The organism is Vibrio sp. CCB-PB317 (assembly GCF_022808245.1).
Lineage (GTDB): Bacteria > Pseudomonadota > Gammaproteobacteria > Enterobacterales > Vibrionaceae > Vibrio > Vibrio diabolicus.
On record NZ_JALGNU010000001.1, the window covers coordinates 1,167,849 to 1,187,780 of the forward strand.

Sequence of the window (19,932 nt, forward strand, 5' to 3'; positions counted from 1 at the left end):
AGTGCATTTGTACCCAATAACTGATTAATGAGCTTATTGTTCATAAAATAAGCCACAATAAGGAGCGACTTATGTCTCAAGCTGTATTTCATTTAGGTGTTACTGAAGCTGATCTTAATGGTGCGACTCTAGCCATCATTCCTGGTGATCCAGCGCGCGTTCAAAAAATCGCAGAACAAATGGAAAACCCAGTATTTCTAGCAAGTCACCGTGAATACACGCTATACCGTGCCGAATTAGACGGTAAACCTGTTGTGGTTTGTTCTACAGGTATTGGTGGCCCTTCTACCTCTATCGCAGTTGAGGAACTCGCGCAACTTGGTGTTCGTACTTTCCTACGTGTTGGTACAACTGGCGCAATTCAACCGCATGTAAACGTAGGTGACATGATCGTAACGACGGGGTCAGTTCGCCTTGACGGTGCGAGCCTGCACTTTGCGCCAATGGAATTCCCAGCAGTTGCTGACTTTGAAGTAGCAACTGCAATGAAAGAGGCAGTAGAAGAGTCTGGCGCTGCGGTTCACATGGGTGTGACGGCTTCAAGTGATACGTTCTACCCAGGTCAAGAACGCTACGACACGTTCTCTGGTCGCGTTGTTAAGCGTTTCCAAGGTTCTATGCAAGAATGGCAAGACATGGGCGTACTTAACTTTGAGATGGAGTCTGCAACATTGCTAACAATGTGTGCGAGCTCTGGTCTAAAAGCAGGTTGTGTAGCGGGTGTAATCATCAACCGTACACAAAAAGAGATTCCAGATCATTCAACTCTGAAAGAGACGGAAGCTCGTTCAATTAAGGTGGTAGTAGAAGCAGCGCGTAAAATGCTGTAAGCCGCGATAATTGGCATTTTAAACAAACGGAAAAACCAGAGGCACGCCTCTGGTTTTTTTCTATCTATCTAAACCACACTTAAAAATTAGGTATGAAAAAAGCAGCCTGTAACGCTGCTTTTGATCATTTTGAATTCTAGCTTTTATCACTGATACTAGATCTCGTCCGAGCCACCTGCGTCTTTAAACCAAGCCGTTAGGTGCGTTCTTAAGTCTTTAAGCTCATCAGGGCCAATCAGAGCTAGCCCCAAATCTTCTGCACGAGTAATGTCATTGTGACGAAGCGGTCGGAAGCTCACCAGCATTGCACGTGCTTGTAAACCACCTAGTAGATCTCTGAGGGATTCTAGCTTGTACAAGGTGTCATCGCCGTCATCTCGCATGCCTTTGGTTTTACACTCAATGATGTGGAGCTTGTTGTTTACCACTGTTGCAACATCCAACTCATTGCGTACTTCACTTTCACCAAGTTTGCGATAAACCTGAACATTCAAAGAGCGATCTTGAATCGTCGGCATCGTATCTTGAATTTGCTTGACCGTGCTGTGTACCAGAGTCTCTAACCATTCACCGTTTGAAAAGCGGCGTGCATCTTCATCTGCAAACGTTAGAACGCCATTCTCATAAGTGGCGATTTGCGCTTCCACTAAGTCCGAAAGCAGCATGTTGAGCTCACGGTAGCCTTGTTGCTTTTCAGAAAGCTCCACATCAAGTTTCTGCTCTTTGCGGCATGTGGTTGCAAGGTAGTTAAGAGTCGCTAAGCCTGGACCAAGCTCAAGCGCATTTGAGGCCCAGCGTTCACCAAGTTCATACAGTTTTTTATCAAGAAGAGGAGGTAAATCAACGTGGTGGAACTCGCCGCGTGCGCCGAAGATAGTGAGGTAGTCAGCAATCGTAATGTGGTCTTCGACTTGAGTATCTTCTTTGCCATCTGGGTATAACCAGCAAAGCTTATCGCTACTTGGCTCAACCACAAAAATTGGCCAGCGATAGGTACGGAAAACCTCGTACACAGACAATAAGCGATGACGAAGACCGCAACTGGCGTTTAATTTCACATCTTCGCCGCGTTCATGGAGATCTTTTGCCAGTTTTTGAATCGCTTGTTTGATCAGCGAAGTATTGACGGCGGATGGGATTTCAAAAAATTCGGAAGTAATGTCTCGTTGCTCTAAAACGGCACTCAGTCGGTCAAATATATCTAACTGGCTCTTGTCTCCGATGAAGACGATATGTGTGCTTAGCGTACGATTATCTAATAGAGGAGTGACCAATCTCACTGGGTCTTGGTCGATAATACCAACATGAACAGCCATAGATTTTCCTTTTTATGAGGCCGCTCGAAAAGAGATGTGCAAGGGGATGAGCTGGCCATATTAATCATATGTAGACATGGCTGATAAAAAACAAGGGCGACTTAACAAAAAGTCGCCCTTATACAGTTGATTGCACTAATTAATGCTCAAATTTATAAATTATTTATAACTTAAAGCGGTGAACCAATTCATTCTGCTGATGAGCCAAGTGAGTCAGGGATTCACTGGTCTGTGCGATGCTCGACATAGCTTGGAAGCTTTCATCGGCGATACTATTGATATCTTCAATACTGCGTGCAATGTCTGCTGAGGTTTCACTTTGCTCTGCTGCCGCTTGCGAAATATGCGTACTCATTTGGCTGATTTCGATGATTAGCGCTTGAATCTCTTCCATTGAGCTGTTCGCTTTTGATGCTTGCTCAACAGACATCTCCATATCGCTCATGCAGCTTTGTATCACTTGATTTGCTGACTGAGAGCTGGATTGCAGATTACTGATCATCGATTCAATTTCAGTGGTGGACTGAGTGGTTCTGGATGCAAGCACACGCACCTCATCGGCCACTACCGCAAAGCCGCGACCTTGTTCGCCAGCGCGAGCCGCTTCAATTGCTGCATTCAATGCCAATAGGTTAGTTTGTTCAGCAATGTTGCGAATCACATCGAGGATAGAACCAATTTGACCACTCATTTTTTGCAGTTCAGAGACAGCGGAAACGGATTCGTTCAAACGCGTTTCCAGTTGATTTATGGTCGAGATATTGCTGCTCATAACATTTCTGCCTTCTTCTGAGGCAGATTCGACACGCTGCACCATTTCTAGTGAACCTTGTGCACTTTGAGCGACTTCTTGCACTGAGTGAGACATTTCCGTCATTGCGGTCGCAACGTTTGCTGTTTGCTCGCGTTGTGAGCTTAATTTGCTTTGCGCTTGCGAAGACGTGCTTTCGTTTGTTGCTGCGGTCGAAGATAGGTTCTCTGACGCTTCGTTGAGTTTCACTAAGATCTCGTGAAGGCTGTCGGCGAGTGAGTTAATGTGTCCACTCACTCGGCTGAACTCGTTGTTATAGCGAATATCGATACGTTGTGTCATGTCACCTTCAGTCAGGCTTTCAAGCACTTTTAGAATACGAGTCAATGGTTCGCGAACGCTATGCGCGATGTGGTAGCCAATCGCTGTGGCAAGTAACACGACAACAACGCCAATGATGATGGCTTTTGTCACACCCGCAGAATAAATGTCACCAGCGTCTGCTAACGATTCATTAAGTTTATCCGTTGCGGTTGTCGTAAATTGCTCAAGAATCGCCATGGTTGAATCAACTTTATTCGCTAGGTTGGCGATGTTGTTGTATAGCGCTGCACGAGCATTGAGGTAATTATTGTGCTGGTCTAAGACACCTCCACGCATTCCCACGTCGCGTGTGAATTGTTCTACCGACTCACCAAACGCTGTTTTTAGTTCAGGTAATTGAGTAACTAAACCACGGAAAGCATAGTTCAAATGAGTCACTGCTTTTCGGTTTTTGGTCACGGCTTGCGTAACAAACTCAGGATCAGAGCTGGCGAGGGCATCAGAGGTTATCACTTCGGCATCTTTTAGCTTAATGAAGTAACTCTTCGCCATGACTTTGACAGAAATGCTGGTTTGATCTGCCACATATTCTTTAAGGCCGACCGACAACTCGGTATTCAGCTTTTGGAAGCGACGTGACGATTTTTGCACTTTTTCTTGCGCAGCGAACATCGCTTCGTAGTTGTCCATGGCTTCAAGAGCTTCAGTAAAATAGCTCTGCTCTAACGCTTTTAATTGTGAAAACGGTTCGGCAAGAGAGGGATAGATTTGGCTCGCAGTTTCCAGTTGACCCAAAGTGGATTCGAAACGTTGTTGAGATCTAGCAAATTCCTGACGCATTTCATCCATGCGTTGTTTATTCTCTGTCGTCAGAAAATCTTTAAACGATTTGTCGGCAGAAAGCAGTTCAACACTGGTTTGGTTAGATAACGATACCAGTGGTAGGGATGATTTAGACACGGTGCCAAACTTCCCGTGAATATCACTCATTCCTCCCATCATAATGGCAATTGTGACGGCAAATAGGATGATGATCAGAGCAAAACCCGCATACATCCTTTTAATAACTGAACCTCGCATAAGTGAGCTTCCTCTCCCAAAATAGACAAGCTACCCAAGAATTTTGAGCTTACTTGGGTATAAAAATAATAATTGTCTTAAAAAAGTAACAAAATTCATTGGATTGTATTGAGTTTGTGACGCGCATTTTATGACGCACACGACAAAAAAAGCTTCGTTAATTAGCGTTTGATTAATAATGTTAAGTGAACACTGTTTTTATTGAGCTCCGCTTTTGGTTGGCGCATACTAATTGGGGTCTAATTACCTTTATAAAATGGAGTCCTCATGGCGGAAGAAACGATCTTTAGTAAAATTATTCGTAAGGAAATCCCTGCCGATATTCTTTATCAAGATGAGTTGGTGACTGCGTTTCGCGATATTAACCCGCGCACACCGAGCCATATTCTCATTATTCCGAATAAATTGATCCCAACAACGAATGATGTTGAAGCTGAAGATGAAGCAATGATGGGGCGTTTGTTCACTGTTGCTAAAAAACTGGCGAAAGAGGAAGGCATTGCGGAAGACGGCTATCGCCTGATCGTTAATTGTAACCCGCACGGTGGCCAAGAGGTTTACCATATTCACATGCACCTATTAGGCGGTCGTCCTCTAGGTCCAATGGTATTGAGCTAAGCTTTAAAAAGTGGGTGGCGCAGTTCACCCACTTCTTTTTCCTGTCGAATGACACATTTGTGGAGATAAATGTGAAACTAGGTGTAAAGCTGTTAGGGCTGATGAGCTGGGCTTTAATGGCCTCTGGCTGCGCGAATTTGTCTGCGGGCAATCTGTTTAGTCACTACAGCAACCAGAATCAAGAAGTTTATCAAGCCGTTGTTGCAGGGGAATATGCGAAAGCGAAACAACTTCAATCGAGCGAAGTGGGTGGCGAGATACTTGGCAACTTTGAAAAGGGCCGTATTTCTTTTCTTGCTGAAGATTACCCGACAAGTTTGAAAGCGCTGGAAAATGGTGATCGTGCCGTTCGTGTTCAGCAAGATCGCGCGACTATTTCTGTGTCAGAAACGGCAACGAGCGTCGGCTCTCTCGCAGTGAACGACAATCTCCAAGATTATCATCCCGCCGATTATGAACTTGGCTTTCTGCACCTTTATCTCGGGCTAAACTATTTACAGAAAAACGATTTGGAAGGGGCGCTTGTTGAAGTGCGTCGAGCCAATCAAGTTCAGGAAGCGGCAAGAAAGGCGCGTGAAAAAGAACTAAAAGCAGCAGAAAAAGACCTGAAAAAGCAAGGCATGTCTGCCAATTTAGGCAGTGTGTTGGCGAGCTACCCTGATGCTGGTAAAAAACTAAGCGCAGTACAAAACGGCTATTTGTTCTATCTTTCTGGCTTGTTATATGAAGCGTCACGAGATTTAAACAGTGCTTATGTTGATTACCGACGAGCACTCGCTGTGATGCCAGACAACAAACAAGTTGTTGAAAGCACGTTGTACGCCGCTAAGAAACTAGGCATGCGTGAAGACTTACGCATTCTAGAGAAACGGTATGGTAAAGCACCTTCTGGGTTAACTCAGTCTCAAGGTCGAGTCATCGTTATTGATGAACAAGGCGTTGTGGAGGCTTTGAAAGGTTGGCGTATTGATCTACCGATTTACGACAGTCGCGATAATGGGGCCATTTATTCGTTGGCGCTTCCTTATTATCCGAATCGGGGTGCTCAACGTTTTAGCGATGTGGTTTTAAATGGTCAGGTATTGCCTTCTAGCACGCTGACTGATGTTAATGCGATGGCACAAAACGATCTTAATGAACGTCTGACTACAATGGTGATCCGTCAAGCTCTTCGCGTTTGGGCAAAAGATCGAATCCGAAAAGAGGCGGCGAAAAAAGGTGATGATGTGGGTAACATACTTTTCAATGTATGGAACACATTGACCGAGCAGCCGGATACGAGAAGTTGGCAAACATTACCAGCGCAAGTGAAAACGGCATCAAAAGTCGTGAAACCGGGAACACAAAGTTTAAACTTGGGTGATCAAACCTATCAGTTTGAAGTGCCTGCACAGCAGACTACATTGGTATGGGTCTCTCGTCAGGGAACGCACTCAACCGTGTGGCATAAACAGCTAGGGAGACTGTAATGAAAGCATGGCTTATTTGTTTAGCAATGGCTATTGGTTTAGTTGGATGCGCCGAAAACACGGCTGGTATTCGAATTGATGGTCAAACGCAAAAAGTATTTTTTAATGATAACGTTTTGGGTAGTCGCTTATTAGTTGACAACATCACCACCACTTACGTTGATGATCGTCCACGTGGAGTGGTGCAACTAAGCAGTAACTATAAAGGTGACCAGCACATTCTTTACCGCTTCTATTGGTATGACAATAATGGTTTAGAAGTGAATACCAAGCCTGGCCCATGGCGCAAAATGATTGTGCGAGGGTTTGAGCAAGTCACGTTATCTGAAGTTACTGTGAATCCAAATGGCACCAAATTCCGTGTTCAAATTAGAGAAGCACAAGACAATTAATCTTAACGGCTTTGCCGAAGCTGCCGCGCTAACGATGCGCTGGTATTGAAAAACTAAGGAACTCTCATGAAAAAAAGTATTATTGCTCTTTTAGGTCTTGCCGTCATTTTGGGTGGCTGTTCTAACAAAGTCTCTTACGGCGATGCGCAAGCAACAGAAACCACGACTATCGATTTTGGCTCAACAGATTTACAAAAAATCGCGGCTGAAATGGTTGATAGCATGATGATGTCGGGTTCTGTAGCAGCAATTACTCGTGATCAACGTCCTATCGTTTTTGTTGAGCGAATTAAGAACAAGACCAGTGAACACATTGACACTGAATCCATTACCGACACTATTTCTACTAAGATGCTGAACTCTGGTAAGTTCCGCTTTGTTGATATGGATCGTGTTGAGTCTGTGCGTGAACAGCTTAACTTCCAAAACACGGATGAGCTGGTTAACCAAAGCACAGCGATCCAATTTGGTAAAATGGTGGGTGCGCAATACATGCTTTACGGTAACCTATCTAGCATAGTCAAAAATGCAGGTAGCGATAAAGATGTATACTACAAGATGACCATGCGCCTAATGGACCTAGAAACAGGCTTGATTGAGTGGGCGGATGAAACGGAAATTCGTAAAGCGCAATCGAAGAGCTTATTCGGTCTTTAATCGATACTGATGGAGAAGTCATCAATGGCATGGTTTTCTTGGCAACAAGCAAAACAGTTAGATCCGAGTCTTAATGCTCTCGATGGCTTCTTTACTGAGCCTCCGGTAAAAGTTCAAACCGTTACCGGGGGGCTAACCAACCGTTGTTGGCGGTTGGAATCCTCTCAAGGCCTTGTATACATCTGGCGACCGACCAGTAATGTTTGCAAGGCTTTTTCAATTTCTCGCCACAATGAATATCAAGTTCTGAATGCTATCTCTTCATTAGAAATTGGTCCTAAGCCAGTGTTTATCCACGAGCAAGGTTTACTGGTGGAATGGATCGAAGGGCAAGCACTTTCGGATGTAGGGCTACCAGTAAGAGATTTATTATCCATTGCGGCGACCATTCATCAGCACCCGATCAGCGCGCTCCCTTTGGTTCCATTTTCTTATATTTCTCGCATCGATCATTATTGGCTTGAGCTTGATGGTCAGTATGCGGATACGGAGTTTGAGGCTCTATACATGAAGTGGCGCACGGAACCGAGTGTAGCGCCGGTTCCACTAGCTCTTTGTCACTTTGATCTGGGGTGTTACAACCTCGTTCGGGGGGAGAGTGGGGTGAAAGTCATTGATTGGGAGTATGCTGGTATTGCTGACCCTAGGCTTGATTTGACCTTGACTATTCAAGTCGCGGATGCACCTGTGGAAGAGGCGGTGAAACAGTATTGCCAAATTCGAGGTATCGAAGATGCGTCTCTTTGGTTAAGTGGTGTACAGGCGTGGCAGCCAAGAACCCTAGTGATGGCGATGCTTTGGTATTTACTGGCCTATAAATTGTGGGGAGATGAGCAATACTTAAACAGTGCGTATGAGTTGAAAGGCTCATTGTGTATGGAAGATCACTGTTTTGAGAACTCGTGATATTTTCCCCTTTAACAGTAAGGAAATAGTGGTAGTTTTAATAAAAGTACCAGATACACACAGGGAGAGGTACACATGATTATTTACTTACACGGCTTTGACAGTACAAGCCCGGGTAACCACGAAAAAGTTCTTCAACTGCAGTTCATCGACGACGACGTTCGTTTTATTAATTACAGCACCCTTCACCCAAAGCACGACATGCAACACTTGTTAAAAGAGGTGTCTAAAGTTATCGATCAATCTGATGATCCAAACCCGTTAATCTGTGGGGTTGGTTTAGGTGGTTATTGGTCTGAACGAATTGGTTTTCTATGCGGTATCAAACAAGTGATGTTTAACCCGAACTTGCACCCAGAAAAAACGATGGCTGGTCGAATCGATCGCCCAGAAGAGTACGAAGATATCGCAACAAAATGTGTTGATCAGTTCCGAGCGAAAAATCAGGCGCACTGCTTAGTGATTTTATCCAAAGATGATGAAGTGCATGACAATGCGAAAACTGCAGCTGAGTTAGAAAAATACTATCAAATCATTTGGGACGAAACGCAGTCCCACAAGTTCAAAAAGATCTCTCACCATTTACAAGCGATGAAGGCATTTAAAAATACTTAAGAGTGTTTGAGTGTGAACAGTAAAGCGGCATTTTTTATCGGCTGCTTTGCTGCGACCCCCTCTTGTGAGTATGCCGAGTCCCTTTCTCTTTAAAGGCCTCATTTTTTTGGTTTAGCGCTTAGATTATTGTGTTCTCCTTACCGTTTTCTTACTTCCATCCTATGTGGCACGAATACCTTGTTGTAGAGTAGTCGAAAAGTAGTCAATCCGTACTCGTCACACGGATTTTGGTTGCCTTCAAAGTACGTCTCTATATAATGAACCAGACTAAAATAATTTGATAAATATCAAAAAAAATTGAGAGCGAGTAATAAACTTGCCCAAAAATCTCTGGCGTCGTATGCGTACCAGACAAATATGCTGATTCCTAACAAGTTATTGATAGATAAAGAATAAAATTAGGCAGCAGTTTTTAATCCAAATAAATTGAGACACCTCTAAGAACCAAGAATTCATCGGTTGGATGTATGGCACAGCATGCCTGTGAACCATATGTCGAGCTGAACCCCATATATTCATTTTTGTAGAGGAAAATCATTGTGACACGCATTATCGTTGTAGGCGGCGGTGCTGGTGGTCTTGAGTTGGCAACTAAGCTTGGCCGAACTCTAGGTCGCAAGAACCGTGCGCAAATTACGCTAGTAGATCGTAAAGCGAGCCACTTGTGGAAGCCATTATTGCATGAAGTTGCAACTGGCTCTTTGGACGAAGGGGTGGATGCTCTGAGTTATCGAGCTCATGCAAAAAACCACAGCTTCGACTTCCAAATGGGTAGCCTTCAAGACATCGACCGCGAACGTAAAGTGATCATCTTAAGTGAGCTTAAAGATGAGCATGGTGAGCTTCTGATGCCAAGCCGCGAGCTAGAATACGACATTCTGGTCATGGCGATTGGTTCAACATCAAACGACTTCAACACTCCTGGCGTTCGTGAGAACTGTATTTTCCTAGACAGTCCAGAACAAGCGCACCGTTTCCGCACAGAAATGAACAATGAGTTCCTAAAACTGCACGCGAAAAACGGTAACGGTACGGTGGATATCGCCATTGTTGGTGCTGGTGCAACTGGCGTTGAGCTATCTGCAGAACTACACAATGCCGTTAAAGAGCTGCGTACTTACGGCTTTGGCGATCTTGACTCTAGCAAGCTGAACGTCAACCTGATTGAAGCGGGTGAGCGTATTCTACCTGCGCTTCCTCCACGTATTTCGGCTGCTGCTCATCAGGAGCTGGTGAAGTTGGGCGTAAATGTACGCACGGCAACCATGGTGACTAAAGCTGAAAAAGATGGCCTCACCACGAAAGATGGTGAGAAGATCCCGGCACAAATCATGGTTTGGGCTGCGGGTATTAAAGCACCAGATTTTATTAGAGATATCGCTGGTTTAGAAACGAACCGTATCAACCAGCTGGTAGTGAAAAATACACTACAAACGACGCGTGATGATGACATTTTCGTTATTGGTGACTTAGCACAATGTACTCAGGCTGATGGTTCGTTTGTTCCACCACGTGCGCAAGCTGCGCACCAAATGGCAAGCCAAGCATTCAGCAACATCGTTGCGAAGATCAACGGACGCGAGCTGAAAGACTATGTGTATAAAGATCACGGCTCATTGGTGTCTCTAAGCCGTTTCTCTACCGTTGGTAGCTTGATGGGCAACCTAACCAAAGGGTCGATGATGGTAGAAGGCCGTATTGCACGTGTCGTTTATATCTCGTTATATCGAATGCACCTGATGGCGTTGCACGGCGTATTTAAAACCGGACTGATGATGCTCGTGGGTCGTATCAACCGAGTACTGCGTCCAAACCTTAAGCTTCACTAAGACGCCAAATTCACATCTACGCGGATTGCGCGGATGCTGTATCTTCGAAATATAAAAAGCCACCGCAAGTCGGTGGCTTTTTATTTATGTTAGATCTGCCGGTAAAAGTGAGTACACAACGCCATCCTTAGGCTTACCATGAAAAATAAACCGGTTTCTGGCGATGGTTTCTTTTTGTGCACCGACTGACTCAATTAAGGTTTGGCTTGCTTCGTTGTCGGGGTCACAGACAATTTCCAGTCGAGTTAAACTCAGCTTTGCAAAGCAGAATTCAGCCAAGGCTCTAACGGCTTCTTGAGCATAGCCCTGTCGTTGATAGCGGTCAGCAACCCAGTAGCCAATACTTGCCATATTAAACGTGTGATATAACTCGTTTACGGCGGCCATTCCTACTAGAGTGTTACTTTGTCGCTCATAGATACCGAAACCGAAAGCTTCTGTTTGTACCCAGTTAAGTCGGGTTGCCAACAGGAAGTCCTGTGCATCTTTCAGCGTAACGTTTTGATTACACCAATCTAGCCACTGGTGTAGGGAAGGGGATTCTGCAAGCAAACGTTGTAGTAAGTGAGCTTCTTCAGAAGGGATGAGCTTGAGCGCTAAGCGGGGCGCAATGATTTCAAAATCTGGACTCATGAACTGATACGACTTCCATGTTGAGTGTAAGTAATTTGAAAACTGTCTATTTCATACTGTAACGCAGTTATTTTCCTTGCTCTGCGTTGGTTAGGAATAACTGAGGACATAACAGATAAAAACAAAGCGCAGCAAATGCTGCGCTTTGTTGAATCACTCGTGCTTATCGAACGCGACGAACTTGAATGATCATGCCCATCAATGGGTTGTCTAGGTAATGAGTCTCACTACTACGCATACGGCGTTTTTGATCCATTCGATAGCTCTTGAGGAACTTTTCTTCTGTTATAGTAGGAGAGATTTCCGCCAAGTTACCCACTTGAACATTACCATCGACCTCACCTAAATCATCCGCCAATTGCTCGGTTGAAGTTGGTTCAAAACGCACTTCTCTAACACTTGGCTCGCGCAGGTCTAGTGTCGTTTCAGCGAATAGATAATGCTGCACGTAAATTTGGAATCGACCGTCTAGTTCATACAAAGGACCGTTGACTGTCTCCTCACTGTAACCGTCAGTGGAAAATGTCTGAGTACTGCCATTGATTGGACTACCATCTGCGTGATAAGAATCAGAGAAATCTCGTCCACCAACAATACGGAAAATTGGGGCGCTAGATTTGCCTCGGTCACCTTGACGCCATGCTACGTGTTTAAGCACTTTAAACCCAGCGTGGTTGTTTAATGCTGCTTCTTGCGCATTCAGGCGGAAAGATGAGCGTGGCAGTAGTGTTACACCTTTAGAGCGACGGTATGATTCACTCTCTAAGCTGCCGACATTTTCCATATCGATTTTTGGCAGTTGATTCGGCCAAGATTCAGTGGTGCTTTCAGCGTCGACTGCTCGCTTGAAAATGATCACTTCAATATCAAATTGACGTTGTGCCCAAGAAGGCATTGAGACACATAGAAGCAATAACGGGATCAGTATTCTCATTCGACTATTAGCTCGTTGGTAATAAATTCTGTTTAAAATCATTCAGTAAGTCTTGAACAAACTGAATGCGTTTACGTCGGTCCGCCAATGGTACGCTAAACTTGAACTTAGTTGGACCTTCCATTGCAAATTTTTGCGGCTGTGATTGCAGCAGTTTAACCAAATACGCTGGATTTATGTCAGCATCAGGGTAAAACTCGATAAATCCACCTTTATCATGGGCTTCTATCTTTTTCACTTTTAGGCTACCAGCCGAAATTTTCAATTCTGAGACAGCAAGTAAGTTCTTCGTCGCGTCTGGAAGCAGTCCAAATCGATCGATAAGTTCCACTTTGAGCTCTGAGAGTTCTTCACCACTCGTAACGCTCGCAATACGTTTGTACATCGACAGTCGTGTATTCACATCCGGGATGTAATCGTCTGGCAAGAGCGCTGGGATTCGCATTTCAACTTCAGTTTGTTCACGAAGCAGCTCGTCCAAAGAAGGTTCTTTACCTTCTTTCAATGCTTGGACTGCTTGTTCCAGCATTTCCATGTACAGTGTAAAACCAACCGATTGAATTTGCCCACTTTGCTCGTCACCAAGCAGTTCACCAGCCCCACGGATTTCCAAGTCGTGAGTTGCTAGAGTAAAGCCTGCGCCTAAGTCTTCCAGTGAAGCAATCGCATCAAGACGCTTGATAGCATCTTTGGTCATGGCTTTTGGATGTGGCGTTAATAAGTAAGCATAGGCTTGATGATGAGAGCGTCCAACACGGCCACGCAATTGGTGCAGTTGCGCTAAACCAAGGTTGTCTGCACGATCCATAATAATGGTATTCGCCGTTGGTACGTCGATACCGGTCTCGATGATCGTTGTACACACCAACACATTAAAGCGCTGGTGGTAGAAATCATTCATGATGCGCTCCAGTTCGCGCTCACGCATTTGACCATGTGCCACGGTAATTCGTGCTTCAGGAATCAGCTTTTGCAAGTCTTCCGCAGTTTTCTCGATAGTCTCTACCTGATTGTGCAGGAAGTAAACCTGACCACCACGCATGATTTCACGCAGTACCGCCTCACGGACCACAGATTCTTCTCTTTGACGAACAAAGGTTTTGATGGCTAAACGACGCGCTGGAGGTGTCGCGATGATCGACAGATCGCGCATGCCACTCATGGCCATATTCAAGGTACGTGGAATTGGTGTTGCGGTGAGGGTAAGAATATCCACATCCGCACGCATTGCTTTGACTTTTTCTTTTTGACGAACCCCGAAGCGGTGTTCCTCATCAACGATCAACAAACCTAAATCTTTGAATTTAATGTCGCTTGAAAGCAGCTTATGCGTACCGACGACAATATCGACTTTACCATCTGCAACGTCTTGCAAAATGGCTTTTTGTTCTTTGGCCGATTTAAAACGAGACAGTACTTCAACTCGGATTGGTAAGTTGGCAAAACGGTCACGGAAGTTTTCGAAATGCTGCTGAGCAAGCAGGGTTGTCGGTACGAGTACGGCGACCTGTTTACTGTTATCCGTTGCGACAAATGCTGCGCGCATAGCGACTTCTGTTTTACCAAAGCCCACGTCACCACACACTAGGCGATCCATCGCTTTTGCTTGGCACATGTCTGACAAGACGGCATTGATGGCCATCGCTTGGTCATCCGTTTCTTCAAATGGGAACGTTGCTTTAAACGTTGCGTATTGCCCACGATCTAGCTCAAATTTGAAGCCAGGTTTTAACTCTCGCTTAGCGTAAACATCCAGCAACTCGGCCGCGACATCACGCACTTTTTCTGCCGCTTTACGACGTGCTTTTGCCCAAGCCTCGCCACCCAATTTATGCAGTGGTGCACTTTCTTCAGCACCGCCTGAATAACGGCTAATAAGGTTTAGTGATGAAACTGGTACGTAGAGCTTGGCATCGTTTTGATACTCAAGGGTGACGTATTCCGTTTTCATGCCACCGGCTTCAAGTGTTTGTAAACCGATGTAGCGGCCAATACCGTGATCAATATGAACCACGGGTTGACCGGGTTTCAATTCCGCAAGGTGGCGAATAACGGTGTCACTGTTGACTGCTTTTTTATCTTTGCGGCGTCGCTGGATAACGCGGTCACCAAGTAGATCACTTTCACAGATCAGAGCGAAGTTCAGGTCTTCGTGAATGAAACCATGCTCTGCAGCGCCTAAGATCAAACTGAAGCGATCACCCGAATCTAGAGCTTGGTAAAGTGAGCCATGTACGACTGGGCGAACTTTGATGCCTTGCAACAGTTCCGTTAGTGCTTCACGACGACCTTCTGACTCTACCGAGAAAACAATTTTGCCGCTGAATTGCTCACTGAATTGACGAAGACGCGAAAGCGGTTCTTTATTTTGTTGCTGAACGCCAAGCTCGGCTAACGATTGTACTGGTAGGTTTTGACGACCAGCACGCTTAACCACTTTCTCTAGGCTCAATTGAGCCATAGGGAGCTGTTTTAGTTGGCTGAAGAGTTCGTCTTTTTTCAGCCAAAGTTGTTCAGGAGTCAAAAGAGGACGTAGTGGATCAACTTTTTTCTGGTCGTACCGATATTCGACATCGGTTAAGAAAGTATCGACCGCAGATTCAATATCACCATATGTGATGACTTGAGAGTCTTCTGGCAAATATTCAAATAAAGTCTCGGTATGGTCAAAAAACAGCGGTTGCCAATACTCAATACCCGCGGGCCAAGTGCCTTTGGTCACTTGCATGTAGATCGACTCTGGCTCTCGGCGTGCTTCAAATTGGGTGCGCCAACGTGTACGAAAATCCTCAATCGCTTCTTTAGTGGTTGGGAATTCATGTGCAGGCAGCAATTGGATTTGCTGAATATCGTCGATAGAGCGTTGGTTCTCTGGATCAAACGTGCGAATGGTATCTATCTCATCATCAAAGAAGTCGATGCGATACGGGTCATCGCTACCCATAGGAAAGAGATCCAGAATCGACCCACGGCTTGCGTATTCACCTGGCCCAAATACTTGGTCTACGTGGCGGTAGCCCGAATTTTCAAGTTGTACACGTAACTTCTCTAGCGAGATTCGATCACCAGTTTTCACCATTAAAGTGTGTTGCAACAGAAAATCACGTGGCGATTGGCGTTGCAATACTGTACTGACCGGGACGATGGTTATGCCATCACGTTGACTTGGCAGTTGGTATAGGCGTGCGATACGTTCAGAGATGATTTCTTGATGCGGAGAAAAGTTATCGTAAGGCAGCGTTTCCCAGTCGGGGAACAGGCTTACTGTTTGGTCGGTGAATTGTTCAATCTCCGCTTGAAGTTTTAAAGCGATTTGCGGGTCAGGCACGACGAGTAGCGAGTGACTCGAATGCTGCTTGGCTAGCTCAGCAATAGCTAGAGGTAGAGCTGCGCCCGGTAAATTACCTAGCTGTTTTTGGTCGCCACGCTCAGAAGGATTGGTGACGGAAAGAATCGTTGCTTTTGTCATAGGAGTTATTTTTTATCTCGCTCCATCGAGCGCTGACGTAAAAGTTTTTGTTGTTGATATAGTGCCGCTTTTATCAGCAAATCTTGGTCAGATTCACGTAGCATCTTATATCTAAGAGTGATAATGAAATCTTGCTCTGAAGCCTCACATTCTTCTACTTGAGCGTAACCGTAAATCGCTGCAGCAGGATGATCGAGAAACAGTTTAACACGAACGAGTTGTTGGGCTGATAGCGCTGTATCTGAACGGTAACTGAGTTGGCTAGCACCAAACTGCGTCGTTTGATATCGAATGGATGCGTCATCTTGTTGTGAAAGCATAAAGCTCAACAAGAGGTTAAGTTTCGCGTTTTGCGTATCAAGCAAGTTAATCACATGCTTTAAATCTTTGTTTTTTAGCTCTAGACGTGCATTGTCTGCCAACATATCTAGATGGCTAAATTCGCTGGCAACAATAAACGGTGCTGGAATTTCGGAGACAAAGGTTTCTTCATCTGGCAAAGCAAAATCCGCACTCAACGTTTCGACGTTGATAGTGAGATTATGATGGACGGTAAAGTATTCTTGCTCTGTCATATAGTCGGTCCTTTTGCCAGCGAGCGCTCCCTGTTCACTCAAAAAACAAAGAGAAGTAGGGCACTGATTATCGCTAACTGAATGAAGTTATCAAGTTTACCTGATTTGTCCTTGAACTTTTTGCCCTAAATACAGACTTATTGCATGTCGTTGACAAATTTAGCGATTCTCTTGTCTTCTTAATGAGAAGAGTAAGGTAAGATAATCTGCTAAAGCTTTATATCAAAACAACCAGTTGGTTTGTCTTATATGTATCATCCTATCTCATTATTTATTGGTTTGAGATATCTTCGGGGACGCTCTGGGGATAGGTTCAGCCGATTTGTTTCTTATATGTCGACGGCGGGTATTACGATCGGTGTAATGGCGTTGGTGACGGTTCTTTCTGTGATGAATGGGTTCGAATCGCAGTTAAAAGAGCGCATTTTAGGTGTGCTGCCTCACGCTGTTGTTTCACAACACGGTGGAAAAACGCCGTTGACCGAGTCTGCCCCTTCATTTGTTCAAGCGATGTCGAGTGAATCTGAACCGGAGCCTATCGTTCGTGGAGAGGCTGTAATTCAGAGTTCTGCGCAACTGACGGCAGGTTATCTCATTGGCATTGAACCAAAGAAAGGCGATCCGATTAGCAACCATTTGATTGCTGGGCGATTATCGTCACTTCAAGCGGGCGATTACAACGTCTTTTTAGGTCATAGCTTGGCGCGCTCGCTAAAGGTATCAATGGGGGATAAAGTGCGCTTAATGGTGACCAACGCGACGCAGTTTACCCCACTTGGCCGTATTCCTAGCCAGCGCAATTTTACTGTCGCTGGTATTTTCAATACGGGATCGGACGTTGATGGTCAATTAATGATTGTTAACATGACGGATGCATCTAAGCTGATGCGTTTTCCGAAAGACACGGTTTCTGGTTGGCGTGTCTTTTTCTCTGATCCATTTATGGTGACGGATTTTGCTGATCAACCCATGCCTGACGGGTGGCAATGGAGTGATTGGCGCGAGCAGCGTGGTGAGCTTTTCCAAGCGGTGAAAATGGAAAAGAACATGATGGGACTCATGCTAGGTCTGATAGTGGGCGTTGCTGCATTCAATATTATCTCCGCCTTAATCATGGTGGTGATGGAGAAACAATCAGAAGTCGCAATATTGAAAACTCAAGGCATGACTCAATCTCAAGTGATGACCATTTTCATGGTACAAGGGGCGAGCAGCGGTGTAATTGGCGCGATTGTCGGTGGCGCTGCGGGCGTGATCTTGTCACTTAACCTGAATGCGATTCTTGAATCTGCCGGTGTGGCGCTATTCAGTTTCGGTGGCCATCTACCTATTTTGATTGATTCACTGCAAATTCTTTTAGTGGTGGTGTTGGCGATTGCTCTTAGCCTCGCTGCTACGCTTTATCCTTCTTATCGAGCATCTTCTGTTAAACCTGCTGAGGCACTTCGCTATGAATAAGCTATTAGAATGTCGTGATATTCGTAAAGTCTACCGAGAGGGTTCGTTAGATACGGAAGTGTTGAAAGGCGTAAGTTTCGATATCGATAAAGGGGAGCTGGTTTCTATTGTTGGCTCTTCTGGTTCTGGAAAAAGTACCTTATTGCATATTTTAGGGGCGTTAGATGACGCAACTCATGGTGAAGTTGATTTTCTAGGGCAAAACCTATCGGCTTTAAGTTCGAATAAACAGGCGGCTTTACGCAACAAGCACCTTGGTTTTGTATACCAGTTCCATCACTTGTTAGCTGATTTTACTGCGCTTGAAAACGTGGCGATGCCACTGATGATTGGCGGCGCTAAAGTAACGGATGCAAAACAGGCGGCTAAAGCGCTGTTAGATAAAGTGGGTTTGAGTCATCGGATGCAACACAGACCCTCTGAGTTATCGGGCGGTGAGCGTCAGCGTGTTGCGATTGCGCGTGCATTGGTGAATAAGCCTGATCTGGTTTTGGCCGATGAACCTACGGGGAACTTAGATCATAATACGGCACTGTCTATCTATGATTTGATGCGCGAGCTCAATAAAGAGTCAAACATTGCATTTTTGGTTGTCACGCATGATAAAGAGCTGGCGGCGAAAATGGATCGTCAAATGCACATGCAAGATGGTTTGCTCGTAGATCGTTTTGTGACTGATACAGCATCTGCGGAGGGCTAATTTTGTTTTCATCTTTAGCATTGATGATTGGTGGTCGCTTCAGTCGAGCGAAAAAGCGCAACAAGATGGTGTCTTTCATTTCGCTTTCTTCAACGATTGGCATTGCGGTTGGTGTAGCCGTGATCATTATCGGTCTTTCTGCAATGAATGGCTTTGAGCGCGAGCTGCAATCACGTGTGTTGTCTGTGATTCCACACGGTGAGTTGGAAGGCGTTAATGGTCCGCTTCATAACTACACCAAAACGATGAATCAAGCCCTAAACCATGAAGATGTTGTTGCGGCAGCGCCGTACGTTCGTTTTACGGGGTTAGCAGAAAAAGGCAGTAAGCTAAAAGCGATAGAAGTTCGTGGCGTAGAGCCTACTTTCGAGCAAGCGGTGTCGAGCTTATCGAATTTTATTGACCAAGAAGCTTGGCAAAACTTTTATGCCGGTCAGAAGCAAGTGATCTTAGGCCGAGGTGTTGCAAACGAGCTAAATGTCGCCGTGGGGGATTACATTACGTTGATGATTCCGCAAACAGGCGGCGCAAACAAAGTGCAGGCTCCCAAGCGTGTGCGCGTGAAGGTGTCTGGGTTCTTAACGTTGAATGGCCAAATCGACCATTCTTTAGCGTTAGTGCCATTAGCGGATGCTCAGCAATACGCGAGGTTAGGGGAAGGGGTCACTGGCATTTCACTAAAAACGGATGATGTTCTCAATGCGCCTTCTATTGTTCGTGAGGTAGGTAGCATGGTGGATGTTTACGTGTATTTGAAAAGATGGCAGCAAAAGTTTGGTTTTTTGTATCGCGATATTCAGCTCGTACGCACCATTATGTACTTGGTGATGGTACTCGTGATTGGTGTGGCATGTTTTAACATTGTGTCTACGCTGATGATGGCAGTGAAAGATCGAGCCGCAGAAATTGCAATTTTGCGAACAATGGGAGCAAAAGATAGCCTAATCAAACGTATCTTTGTTTGGCAAGGCGTGTTCTCTGGTGTATTTGGCAGTCTCGTCGGCAGTGTTATTGGTGTCTTAGTGGCGTTAAACCTGACTCCGTTAATTAAAGGGTTAGAGAGTTTAATCGGTCATCAGTTTTTATCGGGTGATATTTACTTCGTCGACTTCTTACCATCACAGTTACACTGGCCAGACGTAGCATTGGTGTCGGTGACGGCGATCGTTTTGAGTTTGCTTGCAACGTGGTACCCCGCTTCTCGCGCCGCGAAGTTAAATCCGGCAGCGGTGCTGAGTTCTAAATAACCAACCGTTTTACAATACGAGAAAAGCAAAAAGGACCGAATTCGGTCCTTTTTTGTATTTATCCAACTTGAGCGACATCGTGTTTCATTCTAACTGTTAGGTGCCCCTCAACTGATAGCGCAAATGCTG

The 19,932-nt window shown here is 45.1% G+C and carries 17 protein-coding genes; 11 read left to right on the forward strand and 6 right to left on the reverse strand.

Features of this window, described 5'->3' with window-relative positions:
- Positions 1-71: 71 nt before the first annotated feature.
- Positions 72-830 carry a uridine phosphorylase gene (gene udp / locus MTR11_RS05505; protein WP_243327108.1) on the forward strand — a complete coding sequence of 253 codons (759 nt, stop codon included), beginning with the start codon at positions 72-74 and terminating at the stop codon, positions 828-830.
- Positions 831-985: 155 nt separating this feature from the next.
- On the opposite strand, the gene MTR11_RS05510 is transcribed toward udp, so the two are convergent.
- Together MTR11_RS05510 and MTR11_RS05515 are read right to left on the reverse strand one after the other, a co-directional pair.
- The gene (locus MTR11_RS05510; protein ID WP_005390608.1) at positions 986-2,146 is read right to left on the reverse strand and encodes a DUF1887 family protein; all 1,161 of its coding nucleotides are present in this window, start codon (positions 2,144-2,146) and stop codon (positions 986-988) included.
- A 163-nt stretch (positions 2,147-2,309) separates the two neighbouring features.
- The gene (locus MTR11_RS05515) at positions 2,310-4,301 is read right to left on the reverse strand and encodes a methyl-accepting chemotaxis protein (RefSeq protein ID WP_237308497.1); all 1,992 of its coding nucleotides are present in this window, start codon (positions 4,299-4,301) and stop codon (positions 2,310-2,312) included.
- Between the two features lie 267 nt (positions 4,302-4,568).
- Here MTR11_RS05515 and hinT point away from each other — a divergent pair, with 267 nt between their 5' ends.
- From hinT to MTR11_RS05550, 7 genes are all read left to right on the forward strand, one after another.
- Positions 4,569-4,919 (forward strand): purine nucleoside phosphoramidase, encoded by a 351-nt coding sequence (gene hinT / locus MTR11_RS05520; RefSeq protein WP_005390611.1) that lies wholly within the window; start codon positions 4,569-4,571, stop codon positions 4,917-4,919.
- 71 nt (positions 4,920-4,990) lie between these two features.
- Positions 4,991-6,388 (forward strand): COG3014 family protein, encoded by a 1,398-nt coding sequence (locus MTR11_RS05525; protein WP_243327109.1) that lies wholly within the window; start codon positions 4,991-4,993, stop codon positions 6,386-6,388.
- Positions 6,388-6,780 (forward strand): YcfL family protein, encoded by a 393-nt coding sequence (locus tag MTR11_RS05530; protein ID WP_005390620.1) that lies wholly within the window; start codon positions 6,388-6,390, stop codon positions 6,778-6,780. Before MTR11_RS05525 ends, MTR11_RS05530 begins: the two co-directional genes overlap by 1 nt.
- 66 nt (positions 6,781-6,846) lie before the next feature.
- Positions 6,847-7,437, forward strand: coding sequence for a penicillin-binding protein activator LpoB (gene lpoB, locus MTR11_RS05535; protein WP_005378467.1), 591 nt, complete (start codon positions 6,847-6,849; stop codon positions 7,435-7,437).
- Between the two features lie 24 nt (positions 7,438-7,461).
- A complete protein-coding gene (gene thiK / locus MTR11_RS05540) occupies positions 7,462-8,343 on the forward strand; it encodes a thiamine kinase (RefSeq protein WP_199803818.1) in 882 nt (293 codons plus the stop codon).
- A 75-nt stretch (positions 8,344-8,418) separates the two neighbouring features.
- Positions 8,419-8,958 (forward strand): alpha/beta hydrolase YcfP, encoded by a 540-nt coding sequence (ycfP, locus tag MTR11_RS05545; RefSeq protein WP_012842003.1) that lies wholly within the window; start codon positions 8,419-8,421, stop codon positions 8,956-8,958.
- Positions 8,959-9,497: 539 nt separating this feature from the next.
- Positions 9,498-10,787, forward strand: a complete 1,290-nt coding sequence (locus tag MTR11_RS05550) for an NAD(P)/FAD-dependent oxidoreductase (protein ID WP_243327110.1) — start codon at positions 9,498-9,500, stop codon at positions 10,785-10,787.
- 84 nt (positions 10,788-10,871) lie between these two features.
- Here MTR11_RS05550 and MTR11_RS05555 read toward each other — a convergent pair whose 3' ends face one another.
- From MTR11_RS05555 to MTR11_RS05570, 4 genes are all read right to left on the reverse strand, one after another.
- Positions 10,872-11,420: a GNAT family N-acetyltransferase gene (locus tag MTR11_RS05555; protein ID WP_243327111.1), complete on the reverse strand. Its 549-nt coding sequence runs from the start codon at positions 11,418-11,420 to the stop codon at positions 10,872-10,874.
- A gap of 163 nt (positions 11,421-11,583) precedes the next feature.
- The gene (locus MTR11_RS05560; RefSeq protein ID WP_074191059.1) at positions 11,584-12,354 is read right to left on the reverse strand and encodes a peptidoglycan binding protein CsiV; all 771 of its coding nucleotides are present in this window, start codon (positions 12,352-12,354) and stop codon (positions 11,584-11,586) included.
- A 7-nt stretch (positions 12,355-12,361) separates the two neighbouring features.
- Entirely contained in the window at positions 12,362-15,823 is a 3,462-nt protein-coding gene (gene mfd, locus MTR11_RS05565; protein WP_243327112.1) for a transcription-repair coupling factor, read from the reverse strand.
- A 5-nt stretch (positions 15,824-15,828) separates the two neighbouring features.
- Complete coding sequence (locus MTR11_RS05570) at positions 15,829-16,398, reverse strand: PilZ domain-containing protein (RefSeq protein ID WP_243327113.1); 570 nt, start codon at positions 16,396-16,398, stop codon at positions 15,829-15,831.
- 249 nt (positions 16,399-16,647) lie between these two features.
- Here MTR11_RS05570 and lolC point away from each other — a divergent pair, with 249 nt between their 5' ends.
- Genes lolC through lolE form a run of 3 tightly spaced genes read left to right on the forward strand, consistent with a single transcriptional unit; the run spans position 16,648 to position 19,803 of the window.
- Positions 16,648-17,856 (forward strand): lipoprotein-releasing ABC transporter permease subunit LolC, encoded by a 1,209-nt coding sequence (gene lolC / locus MTR11_RS05575; RefSeq protein WP_186437864.1) that lies wholly within the window; start codon positions 16,648-16,650, stop codon positions 17,854-17,856.
- The gene (lolD, locus tag MTR11_RS05580) at positions 17,849-18,556 is read left to right on the forward strand and encodes a lipoprotein-releasing ABC transporter ATP-binding protein LolD (RefSeq protein WP_046874713.1); all 708 of its coding nucleotides are present in this window, start codon (positions 17,849-17,851) and stop codon (positions 18,554-18,556) included. Before lolC ends, lolD begins: the two co-directional genes overlap by 8 nt.
- Before the next feature lie 2 nt (positions 18,557-18,558).
- Positions 18,559-19,803 (forward strand): lipoprotein-releasing ABC transporter permease subunit LolE, encoded by a 1,245-nt coding sequence (lolE, locus tag MTR11_RS05585; RefSeq protein WP_243327114.1) that lies wholly within the window; start codon positions 18,559-18,561, stop codon positions 19,801-19,803.
- The last annotated feature ends 129 nt before the right edge of the window (positions 19,804-19,932 follow it).

Bases quoted from the DNA above. Each gene is read 5' to 3' on its own strand.
- ycfP (WP_012842003.1), top strand. From the start codon at position 8,419: ATGATTATTTACTTACACGGCTTTGACAGTACAAGCCCGGGTAACCAC.
- MTR11_RS05515 (WP_237308497.1), bottom strand. From the start codon at position 4,301: ATGCGAGGTTCAGTTATTAAAAGGATGTATGCGGGTTTTGCTCTGATC.
- thiK (WP_199803818.1), top strand. From the start codon at position 7,462: ATGGCATGGTTTTCTTGGCAACAAGCAAAACAGTTAGATCCGAGTCTT.
- MTR11_RS05570 (WP_243327113.1), bottom strand. From the start codon at position 16,398: ATGACAGAGCAAGAATACTTTACCGTCCATCATAATCTCACTATCAAC.
- lolC (WP_186437864.1), top strand. From the start codon at position 16,648: ATGTATCATCCTATCTCATTATTTATTGGTTTGAGATATCTTCGGGGA.
- mfd (WP_243327112.1), bottom strand. From the start codon at position 15,823: ATGACAAAAGCAACGATTCTTTCCGTCACCAATCCTTCTGAGCGTGGC.
- udp (WP_243327108.1), top strand. From the start codon at position 72: ATGTCTCAAGCTGTATTTCATTTAGGTGTTACTGAAGCTGATCTTAAT.
- MTR11_RS05530 (WP_005390620.1), top strand. From the start codon at position 6,388: ATGAAAGCATGGCTTATTTGTTTAGCAATGGCTATTGGTTTAGTTGGA.
- MTR11_RS05555 (WP_243327111.1), bottom strand. From the start codon at position 11,420: ATGAGTCCAGATTTTGAAATCATTGCGCCCCGCTTAGCGCTCAAGCTC.
- hinT (WP_005390611.1), top strand. From the start codon at position 4,569: ATGGCGGAAGAAACGATCTTTAGTAAAATTATTCGTAAGGAAATCCCT.
- MTR11_RS05510 (WP_005390608.1), bottom strand. From the start codon at position 2,146: ATGGCTGTTCATGTTGGTATTATCGACCAAGACCCAGTGAGATTGGTC.
- MTR11_RS05560 (WP_074191059.1), bottom strand. From the start codon at position 12,354: ATGAGAATACTGATCCCGTTATTGCTTCTATGTGTCTCAATGCCTTCT.
- lolD (WP_046874713.1), top strand. From the start codon at position 17,849: ATGAATAAGCTATTAGAATGTCGTGATATTCGTAAAGTCTACCGAGAG.
- lpoB (WP_005378467.1), top strand. From the start codon at position 6,847: ATGAAAAAAAGTATTATTGCTCTTTTAGGTCTTGCCGTCATTTTGGGT.